The sequence below is a fragment of the Streptomyces sp. NPDC085946 genome, from assembly GCF_044540485.1.
In the GTDB taxonomy this organism is placed as follows: domain Bacteria; phylum Actinomycetota; class Actinomycetes; order Streptomycetales; family Streptomycetaceae; genus Streptomyces.
In genome coordinates, this window is sequence record NZ_JBITSF010000019.1 from 143,814 (window position 1) to 153,567 (window position 9,754).

Consider the following 9,754-nt stretch of genomic DNA (forward strand, 5'->3'; position numbering starts at 1 on the left):
TACGGAAGCGACGTAATCGATGATTTGAGCAACTGGGCGTAGCAGGGCCTGCACGAAGCGTTATTCTCCTCAGACGCAATCCGGTACCCCTCCGTCGCTACGACGGGTGAAAGGTCCCGCACTGCTCGTGATGGAAGCTCTGCCTCTGGGAGTCCCGTGTACCCACACGTCGGGGTTGACGCCTCGGGCCTGGCTACGCTGCGCGCAACGGTCAAATCGGTCCAAGACCTGTTGCGCGGTTTCGTCCCCACCGCGTACGCCGTCCCCGCATTCGCCACCGCCGCACCCGTCGGCCCGTGCTACGCACTGGCCGACGGCGGCGCCGCGGTCGGCAGACGCGGGCGCTCGGCCGGGGCGCCCGCCGCGCGCCGGCCCGCCGCGGACAGCGACAGCGCCCGGATGATGGACCTCGTGGAGCGCGCCCAGGCCGGCGAGGCCGACGCCTTCGGCCGCCTCTACGACCAGTACAGCGACACCGTGTACCGCTACATCTACTACCGGGTCGGCGGCAAGGCGACCGCCGAGGACCTGACGAGCGAGACCTTCCTGCGCGCCCTGCGGCGGATCGGCACCTTCACCTGGCAGGGCCGCGACTTCGGCGCCTGGCTCGTCACCATCGCCCGCAACCTGGTCGCCGACCACTTCAAGTCCAGCCGTTTCCGCCTCGAGGTCACCACCGGCGAGATGCTCGACGCCAACGAGGTCGAGCGCTCCCCGGAGGACTCCGTCCTGGAGTCCCTCTCCAACGCCGCCCTGCTCGACGCCGTCCGGCGGCTCAACCCCCAGCAGCAGGAGTGCGTGACGCTCCGCTTCCTCCAGGGCCTCTCCGTCGCCGAGACCGCCCGGGTGATGGGCAAGAACGAGGGCGCCATCAAGACCCTCCAGTACCGGGCCGTCCGCACCCTCGCCCGGCTCCTCCCGGAAGACGCCCGCTGACCCCTCCTCACTCTCCGCGACACTCAACTCACGCACCGTTGAACCGCGTTGACTTCCCGAACCGGTGAACCGTCGTCCGTAACCCAAGTGCCGCGCCGCTCGTTGCACGGGATGCAGGCTCCCTGTGGTCACTCCCTGGCCGACTTCGATCACACGATCGTGTCCTCGTGGTCAGGGCGTGCAACCCTCAGGACCCCCTGGGGAGTCGACCGTCATGACGAGAGGAGGTGCCGCCAGTGATCGCGAACGTATCGGCGCACCGGCGGGCGAACGCCTTCGCCCAGGCCCTGGAGGAGCAGTCCGGACAGGGCACGGCGGCCGAGCAGTCCGAAGGATCGGCACCGGCCCCGGCCGCTGCGGAACAGACCGAGCGGGCGCGCCTGCTGGCGCTCGCCTCCGGTCTCGACGCGCTGCCCAAGCCCGAGCTGGATCCCGAGGTCAAGGTCGTTCAGCGGGCGCAGCTGGTGGCCGCCTTCGAGGCCATGCTCCAGGAGGGCACCGCGGCGGGCGAGGCGGCGAATCCTTCGGTACCCGAGCAGCGGTCCCGGTCGCGGGGCGCGCACCGGGCGGGTTCGCTCGGCAAGTTCCGGCCGCGTTCACGGCTGGCCAAGGGCCTCACCGCGGGCGGGCTCAGCGTGGGCGTGGCCGCGGGAGCCTTCGGCGGCGTGGCCGCCGCCAGCTCCGACGCCCTGCCCGGCGACTCGCTCTACGGCCTCAAACGCGGCATCGAGGACGTCCGGCGCGGCCTGGCCGACGGCAGCGACGAACGGGGCCGGGTCTACCTCGACCAGGCCTCCACGCGGCTGAGCGAAGCCCGCCGGCTGATGGAGCGGGACCGGGGCGGGCCCCTGGACCACGAGTCGCTCGGCGAGGTCCGCCGCGCCCTGTCCGGCATGCGCCACGACGCCACGGAGGGCCACCGGCTGCTCCGCGAGGCCTACGAACGCGACCCGGACTCCCTCGCCCCCATCCAGGCCCTCGACGCGTTCTCGCGCTCGCACCGCGACGTCTGGGGCGCCCTGCGCGAGAGACTGCCGGTCCAGCTCGGCGACGTCAGCGAGCAGGTGTCGTCGGTCTTCGACGCCATAGACGAGGACGTCGCCCCGCTGCAGTCCCTGCTCCCCCGGCCCCCGGCCCCGGGCGGCGACGCACCGGACCGGCGGCAGAGCGGCACCGGACCGGCCACCACCGAGTCGTCCGCCTCCGACCGCTCCCGGACCCCGAGCACCGGCGGCGGAAGCACCGACACGGGCAGCACCGGCACGGGCACGCCCAGCAGGTCGGCCGGCACCGGCGGCGACAGCGACGGCCTGCTCGGCGGCAACACCGGCGGCCTGCTCGACCCGCCGCAGGACACCGGCACCAGCACCCCGCCGCCGTCCACCGGAGGCAGCGCGCCGGCCACCGAGCCGGACGTCACGCTCCCGCCGCTCCTGCCGGGCCTGCTGCCCGGCCTGGGCATCGACGGCGAGGACGCCGGCTAGGGCGACGCGCACGGCGGTGGGGGCGCTCCTCGGGCGAGGGGCGCCCCCACCGCCGTACGCGTCCGCCGCGGGCCCGTCCGGGCCGTCACGACCCGCCCGGGGCCGTCAGAAGAAGACCGACCGGCGCTGCACCAGCAGCTTGTACAGGGTGTGCTGGATCTGCTCCCGGACCTGGTCGGTCAGGTTGAACATCAGCATCGGGTCCTCCGCCGCCTCCGGCGGGTAGCCGTCCGTGGGGATCGGCTCGCCGAACTGGATCGTCCACTTGGTCGGCAGCGGAATCGCACCCAGCGGCCCCAGCCACGGGAACGTCGGAGTGATCGGGAAGTACGGGAAGCCCAGCAGCCGGGCCACCGTCTTGGCGTTGCCGATCATCGGGTAGATCTCCTCGGCCCCGACGATCGAGCACGGGACGATCGGCGTCCCGGCGCGCAGCGCCGTGGAGACGAAGCCGCCGCGGCCGAAGCGCTGGAGCTTGTAGCGGTCGCCGAAGGGCTTGCCGAGGCCCTTGAAGCCCTCCGGCATCACCCCGACCAGCTCGCCCTGCTCCAGCAGCCGGGCCGCGTCCTCCGCGCACGCCAGGGTGTGACCGAGCTTGCGGGCCAGCTCGTTGACCACCGGCAGCATGAACACCAGGTCCGCCGCCAGCAGCCGCAGGTGGCGGCCGGCCGGGTGGTGGTCGTGGACGGCGACCTGCATCATCAGGCCGTCCATCGGCAGCGTCCCGGAGTGGTTGGCGACGATCAGGGCGCCGCCCTCGGCCGGGATGTTCTCGACGCCCTTCACCTCGACCCGGAAGTACTTCTCGTACACCGGGCGCAGCAGGGACATCAGGACCTGGTCGGTGAGCTCCTCGTCGTAGCCGAAGTCGTCGACCTCGTACTCGCCGGTGAGGCGGCGGCGCAGGAAGGCCAGGCCGCCCGCGATGCGCCGCTCCAGACCGCCCTCGTCGCCCGGCCGCGGCGGCACGGCTTCCTCCCGGCTCACCGGCCCGTCATCCTGCGCGGACGCCCTGCCGGGCAGGGGCTGGACCTCGCGCACCCGCGCGGGCTCCGCGCCCTGGCGCCCGCTGCCCGCGCCGCGGCGCCGCGGCGGGCGCGCCGCGGCACCCCCGCGGGACCGGTCGTCGTCGAACGGAATGACCTTGGCGTCCGCCATCGTTGATGCGCTCCTCAGTTGGCGCTCTGCGTCGGGGGGTGGCCGCCGCCCGCCAGGGGCAGCGCGGCGATCCGGTCGACGGCCCCGGCAACGGCCTGAGGCGGCAGCAGGCCGGGTCCGTGGCTGCGCGCGAAGTCCGCGAACGTCTCCGCGGTCGTGTACTTCGGCTGGAATCCCAGTGTCTCGCGCATCTGGGTCGTGTCGACCACCCGCCCGTGGGTGAGCAGCCGGATCTGCTCGGGAGAGAAGTCCGTCATGCCCAGCGTACGCATCAGGGAGCCCGCCCAGGTGACCGCCGGCAGCAGCAGGGGCACGGTGGGGCGGCCGAGCCGCCGCGAGCACTGGGCGAGCGTCAGGACGCCGTCGCCGGCGATGTTGAAGGTGCCGCTGTTGAGCGTGCCGCGGCGCGGCTCGTGCGAGGCGATCCGCAGCACCTCGATCACGTCGTCCTCGTGCACGAACTGCAGCCGCGGGTCGTAGCCGAACACGGTCGGCAGCACCGGCAGCGAGAAGTACGAGGCGAGCGGGGTGTCCGTCGTGGGGCCCAGGATGTTGGCGAACCGCAGCACGCACACCGCCACGTCCGGCCGGCGCCGCGCGAAGCCCCGGACGTACCCCTCGACCTCGCAGATGTCCTTGGCGAAGCCGCCGCTGGGAAGCGACTTGGCCGGGGTGGTCTCGGTGAACACGGCCGGGTCGCGCGGCGCGGAGCCGTAGACGTTGGTGCTGGACTTCACGACCAGCCGCCTGACCGCCGGGGACTTCTGGCAGGCACCGAGCAGCTGCATGGTGCCGATGACGTTGGTCTCCTTCAGCGCGGTCCGGCCGCCGCTGCCCAGCGGCGTCCCGGTCACGTCCAGGTGCACCACCGTGTCGGCACCCGACTCGGCGAGCACCCGGGCGACGGTCGGCTGCCGGATGTCGGCCTGGACGAAGTCGGCACCGCCCAGGTGGTGCTCGGGCGGCACCGCGTCCACGGCGACGACCCGCTCCACCCCGGGGTCACGCTGGATCCGTCGTACGAACCGGCCCCCCAGCTGGCGGGCCACTCCGGTCACGAGCACGACCTTGCCCAAGATCAGCGCCTTCCTTCCAGGACCTCGTATCCCGCCGCGTTCCCCCGTGTGGCCAACTTAGCGGTTCGTCGTCGCGCTGTGACGACCGCCCGGAGCGCGAAGCGACGACAACGCCCGGACGTACGACCAGATCAGCCAGGGTGCCGGTCCCGTGGTACGCACCGGGTTCGACCCGCCGCACACCGCCGCCGGACACACGTGTGGCCCCCCACCGGACGGTGGAGGGCCACAGCACGCCTTCGCGGCGCCGCGTCGCGCTTACTTCTTGTTGCGACGCTGGACGCGCGTGCGCTTGAGCAGCTTGCGGTGCTTCTTCTTGGCCATCCGCTTGCGCCGCTTCTTGATAACAGAGCCCACGACTACCCTCGCTCACTTCTCATCACTCGGTTGTTTGGGCGCCATGGGCCCACACGACCTACGAGGGGCTAGCCTACCCAACCGCGCGCCGAGGTCGTAATCGAGGGTGCCGGGGAGATCCACGCCGTGTCCCGGGCGGATCTCCCCGGGTCGCTGTCAGGCCGTTTCCACCCCCACGTAGCTGTCGCGGAGGTACTCGTGAACCGCTTGCTCGGGGACGCGGAAGGACCGCCCCACCCGGATCGCGGGCAGATGACCACTGTGCACCAGGCGGTACACGGTCATCTTCGACACTCGCATCACCGAGGCGACTTCCGCCACGGTAAGGAACTGAACCTCGTTCAGAGGCCTCTCGCCAGCTGCAGCCATGACACACCTGCACCTTCCGCACTCGACGGCCACCGGCTTCCCCTTCCGGTGACTCTTCGTCGCTGCGTGCTCACTCCCCAGACTAGGGGCGGGTGATGCGAGTGGGGAAGAGGTGCACCCATCGGCGGCCTACTGTGACAGACACGCCCGATTGAGTACGTAGCGGGTAAGCGGCCGGTAGTAATCGGACCGCACGCCGTCATCAAGTGGAACGACGACGGACACCGACCCCTCGGCCTCTCCGACGAACGGCGCGGGATCGTCCGTATCGGCCAGCCCGATGGCCTCGAACCCCAGCTGACCTGCTCCGCAGACCCAGCCGTGGTCTCCGATCACGAGCCCGGGCAGCGGCCCGCCGGCCTCCGCCGCGGCGGCCAGCGCGGTACGAACCGGGAGGGGGGAGTGGGTGTGCGCGCCGGGCTCACCACCGGGGCGTTCCGTGCCGGGCGCCCTCACCAGCGCGACCCCCCGTACGTAGGCGAGGTGGTGCGTGCGTAGACCGAACCGGGTCGTTATGTCGACACAGCGACCCTGCGCCGGGGTGAGGACAGTACATCCCGCCGCCGACAGGGCGTCTGCGAGAGCGACGTAGAAACCGAGCAGCCGATGGGGGTGCCCGGTGCCGAGCAGCACGTGCGCACGGCACCGCACCGCCGCGGCGAGCCGCTCCGCGAAGGCGTCCAGAGCGGCCAGCGTCCGCCCCGGGTCGATCACATCATGACCGGAAATCCGTCGGGGATCGGCCGAAACCCCGCATCGGTCCGCCATCAGACCGAGCAACTCCCGCTGACCCCAGTCCCCTTCCGGATCGATCCCGATCAGCACCCGGGGGTCCCGGGCGGCGAAGAGCCGGTAGCGGCGCAGGCTCTCCTCGCGCGGCGTGGCCACGGTCCCGGCGAGCCGCGCACCCAGCAGATGCGCCCGGAGGGCGACGGACGACAACACGCAGCGATGGTGCGCCACACAGCCGCCGCCCGTCCCGGAAACCGCCCGACACCGCACGGTCGGCCCACACCGGCGGACACGTGTACCCCCGGAACGACGGCCCCCCTGCCCCCGAGCCGCGGGCAGGCGTACCGCCGGGGCGGCAGGCTCCCCCCGCCCCGGCGGAGCCGGGAACCGGGCCCCGGCCCCCGTCAGCCGCTCACCGGCCCTACGCCAGCAACCCCCGCAACGGGAACACCGCCCGCCGCGCCGCCACCACCGCCTGGTCCAACCGGTCGGCGGGGTCGTACCCCGCCTCCCAGCCCGCCCAGGACACCGGCCACCGCCCGTCGGACATCCGCGCCGGCGCCAACTGCCGCGTCCGCGCGTACACCTCCTGCCGCCACCCCTCGGGAGTCTCCGCCCCGGGCTCGATCGCCCGCCCCGCGGCGATCCCCACCAGGTGCGTCCACGAGCGCGGCACCACGTCCACCACCGCGTAGCCGCCCCCGCCGAGCGCCACCCACCGCCCGCCGGCGTACTCGTGCGCCAGATCGTGGCAGGCGACCTGCACGGCCCGCTGCGCGTCCAGCGACACCGCGAGGTGCGCGAGCGGGTCCTCGAAGTGCGTGTCGGCCCCGTGCTGCGTCACCAGCACCTGCGGCCGGAACTCCGCCAGCAGCTCCGGCACCACCGCGTGGAACGCCCGCAGCCACCCCGCGTCCCCGGTGCCCGCCGGCAGCGCGACGTTCACCGCGGACCCCTGCGCCGCCTCGCCCCCGGTCTCCTCCGGCCACCCGGTCTGCGGGAACAGCGTCCGGGGATGCTCGTGCAGCGAGATCGTCAGCACCCGCGGATCGTCCCAGAACGCCGCCTGCACCCCGTCGCCGTGATGCACGTCCACGTCCACGTACGCGACCCGCTCGGCCCCCAGCTCCAGCAGCCGGGCGACGGCCAGCGAGGCGTCGTTGTAGATGCAGAACCCCGCGGCACCCCCGGGCATCGCGTGGTGCAGCCCGCCCGCGAAGTTCACCGCGTGCGCCGCGTCCCCCCGCCACACGGCCTCCGCCGCCCCCACCGACTGCCCGGCGATCAGCGCCGACACCTCGTGCATCCCGGCGAACGCCGGATCGTCCGTCGTCCCCAGCCCGTACGACGGGTCCGCCGCCGCCGGATCCGCCGACGCGGCCTTCACCGCCTCGATGTAGTCCGGCCGGTGGACGAGCCGCAGCGTCGACTCCCCGGCCGCCTTCGCCGCGACCACCTCCACCTCGCGGTCGAGCCCGAAGGCGCTCACCAGGCTCCGGGTCAGGGCGAGCCGGACCGGGTCCATCGGATGGCCCGGGCCGAAGTCATAGCCCGTTACTGCCTCGTCCCACATCAGCTGTGCGCGGCCGCTCATGCCCGCCACCGTATCGGTCCGGTCGAGGAGCGAACGACCGGGCGCACGCCGACGTCACCAGCACCAGCACCATCGGCACCAGCATCGCCCCGCGATAGCTCCACGCGTCCCCGAGCGCCCCCACCAGCGGCGAACCGACCAGGAAGCCCACGTAGTTGAAGACGTTCAGTCGCGCGACGGCCGCGTCCGAAGCCCCCGGCCCGCCCTTCTCCACGGCGAGCCGCCCGGCCGCCGCGAACGTCTGCGGCACCAGCACGCACAGCCCGAACCCCAGCAGCGTGAACCCCAGCATCCCCACCCGCGCCCCGGGCGCCACGGCCACCACCGCGAACCCGGCCGCCGCCAGCAACGCCCCGCCCCGCACCACCGCCACGGCCCCGAACCGCCGCACCCCGGCGTCCCCGACCGCCCGCCCCAGCAGCGTGGTGACCATGTACACGTTGTACGGCACGGTCGCCGTCTGCTCGGAGCTCCCCAGCACGTCCTGCAGGTACTTCGCGCTCCAGTTGGAGACCGTCGAGTCCCCGATGTACGCGCACGTCATGACGAGGCACAGCGGCAGCAGCCACCGCGAGGAGCCACCGGCGGCCGCCGTCCCCGGCACCGCGTCCGCCCGCCCGTCGACGTACCACCGGCTCCCCGCCAGCACCGCCGGCAACAGCACCGCCACCACCGGCAGGTACGACACCCACAGCGCGAGATGCCAGTGCGCCCCCGCCCACGCCAGCGAGGCCCCGACGATCCCGCCCAGGCTGTACGCGGCGTGGAAGCCGAGCATGATGCTGCGCCCGTACGCCCGCTGCAGGCTCACGCCGAGCATGTTCATCGACGCGTCCAGCGCCCCGACGGCGAGCCCGAACACGGCGAGCGCCACGGCCAGGCCGGCCACCCCCTCCCCCGCCCCGACCGCGAGCAGCGCCAGGAGCACGACCGGCTGGGACCACCGCAGCACCCGGCTGGGCCGCACCCGCCTCACCAGCCGCCCGGTCAGCACGCTGCCCACTCCGGCGAGGACCGGCACCGCGGCGAGGAAGACCGGCAGCAGCGCGTCGGTGACCCCGTACCGCTCCTGGACGGCCGGGATGCGCGTCACGAGCAGAGCGAAGGCGACGCCCTGCACCAGGAAGCCGAACGCCAGTGAAGCCCTGCCGCGCCGCAGCACATCGGTCATGGCGGCGAGCGTAGGGCCCCGCCGTACCCGTGGGTAGATCCGGCCGGAGGTGACTTCCGCTCGGCTCCGGACCGGTCTACCGGGCCAGCAGGTCCACCAACTCCCCCATGTCGGCGAAGAGTCCGGTGGCACCCGCGAGCCGCTCGCCCGGCGTCATGGCCGTGAAGCCGTACACGTCCATCCCCGCCGCCACGGCCGCCTGCACCCCCAGCGGACTGTCCTCGACGACGACGCACCGCCCGGGCGCGACTCCCATCCGCTCGGCCGCGTACAGGAACAGGTCCGGCGCCGGCTTCCCCCGTCCGACGTCCTGCGAGCTGAAGATCCGCCCGTCGTCGAACCACCGGTCCAGCCCGGTCTTCCGGTGCCCGACCCGAATCCGCTCGTGGCTCCCGGACGACGCCACGCAGTACGGCACCCCGTCCACCGCGAGCTTCTCCAGCACGCCGACGGCCCCCGGCACCGGTTCCAGCTCCCGCTCGAAGGCGGCGAAGACGCGCGCGTGGAAGACGTCGTCGAAGTCCGCCGGCAACCGCCGCCCGGTCCGCTCCCCGATGACATCGTGGACGCGGTGCATGGCGGCCCCCATGTAGTCCCGCAGCGAGTCCTCGTAGGTGGTCGGGTGCCCCAGCTCGGTGAGGTAGGCGGCGAGGAGCCGGTTGGACAACGGCTCACTGTCGACGAGAACGCCGTCGTTGTCGAAGATGACGAGGTCATAGCGCATGATGGGACCCTAAACGCAGAAAACCCCCGTGCCGAATGGCACGGGGGTTTTCTCAAGAATTGTTCGGCGGTGTCCTACTCTCCCACAGGGTCCCCCCTGCAGTACCATCGGCGCTGTAAGGCTTAGCTTCCGGGTTCGGAATGTAACCGGGCG

Annotated in this window: 10 protein-coding genes and 1 rRNA gene; 2 read left to right on the forward strand and 9 right to left on the reverse strand. The window is 72.8% G+C overall.

Annotation, left to right across the window (positions count from 1 at the left end; translation table 11 throughout):
• Positions 1-156 precede the first annotated feature (156 nt).
• A complete protein-coding gene (locus tag ACIF8T_RS30640; RefSeq protein ID WP_400039425.1) occupies positions 157-936 on the forward strand; it encodes an ECF subfamily RNA polymerase sigma factor, BldN family in 780 nt (259 codons plus the stop codon).
• Between the two features lie 236 nt (positions 937-1,172).
• Positions 1,173-2,420, forward strand: coding sequence for a DUF5667 domain-containing protein (locus ACIF8T_RS30645; protein WP_400039427.1), 1,248 nt, complete (start codon positions 1,173-1,175; stop codon positions 2,418-2,420).
• A 105-nt stretch (positions 2,421-2,525) separates the two neighbouring features.
• Here ACIF8T_RS30645 and ACIF8T_RS30650 read toward each other — a convergent pair whose 3' ends face one another.
• The 9 genes from ACIF8T_RS30650 to rrf all read right to left on the reverse strand — a co-directional run.
• On the reverse strand, positions 2,526-3,578 hold the full coding sequence (locus tag ACIF8T_RS30650) for a lysophospholipid acyltransferase family protein (RefSeq protein ID WP_400039429.1): 1,053 nt from the start codon (positions 3,576-3,578) through the stop codon (positions 2,526-2,528).
• Between the two features lie 14 nt (positions 3,579-3,592).
• Positions 3,593-4,654, reverse strand: coding sequence for an NAD-dependent epimerase/dehydratase family protein (locus tag ACIF8T_RS30655; protein ID WP_400039430.1), 1,062 nt, complete (start codon positions 4,652-4,654; stop codon positions 3,593-3,595).
• A 258-nt stretch (positions 4,655-4,912) separates the two neighbouring features.
• Entirely contained in the window at positions 4,913-5,011 is a 99-nt protein-coding gene (locus ACIF8T_RS30660) for a 30S ribosomal protein bS22 (protein ID WP_003948845.1), read from the reverse strand.
• A 156-nt stretch (positions 5,012-5,167) separates the two neighbouring features.
• A complete protein-coding gene (locus tag ACIF8T_RS30665; protein ID WP_121791081.1) occupies positions 5,168-5,380 on the reverse strand; it encodes a helix-turn-helix domain-containing protein in 213 nt (70 codons plus the stop codon).
• Between the two features lie 129 nt (positions 5,381-5,509).
• Positions 5,510-6,325, reverse strand: coding sequence for a phosphatase (locus ACIF8T_RS30670; protein WP_400039432.1), 816 nt, complete (start codon positions 6,323-6,325; stop codon positions 5,510-5,512).
• Positions 6,326-6,533: 208 nt separating this feature from the next.
• Positions 6,534-7,706, reverse strand: coding sequence for an acetoin utilization protein AcuC (locus tag ACIF8T_RS30675; RefSeq protein ID WP_400039434.1), 1,173 nt, complete (start codon positions 7,704-7,706; stop codon positions 6,534-6,536).
• Positions 7,657-8,916 (reverse strand): MFS transporter, encoded by a 1,260-nt coding sequence (locus ACIF8T_RS30680; RefSeq protein ID WP_400039449.1) that lies wholly within the window; start codon positions 8,914-8,916, stop codon positions 7,657-7,659. The genes ACIF8T_RS30675 and ACIF8T_RS30680 overlap by 50 nt, the downstream gene beginning before the upstream one ends.
• Positions 8,917-8,953: 37 nt before the next feature.
• Positions 8,954-9,601, reverse strand: coding sequence for an HAD family hydrolase (locus ACIF8T_RS30685; RefSeq protein WP_400039436.1), 648 nt, complete (start codon positions 9,599-9,601; stop codon positions 8,954-8,956).
• 61 nt (positions 9,602-9,662) lie between these two features.
• Positions 9,663-9,754 (reverse strand): 5S ribosomal RNA (gene rrf / locus ACIF8T_RS30690); the annotation flags it as partial.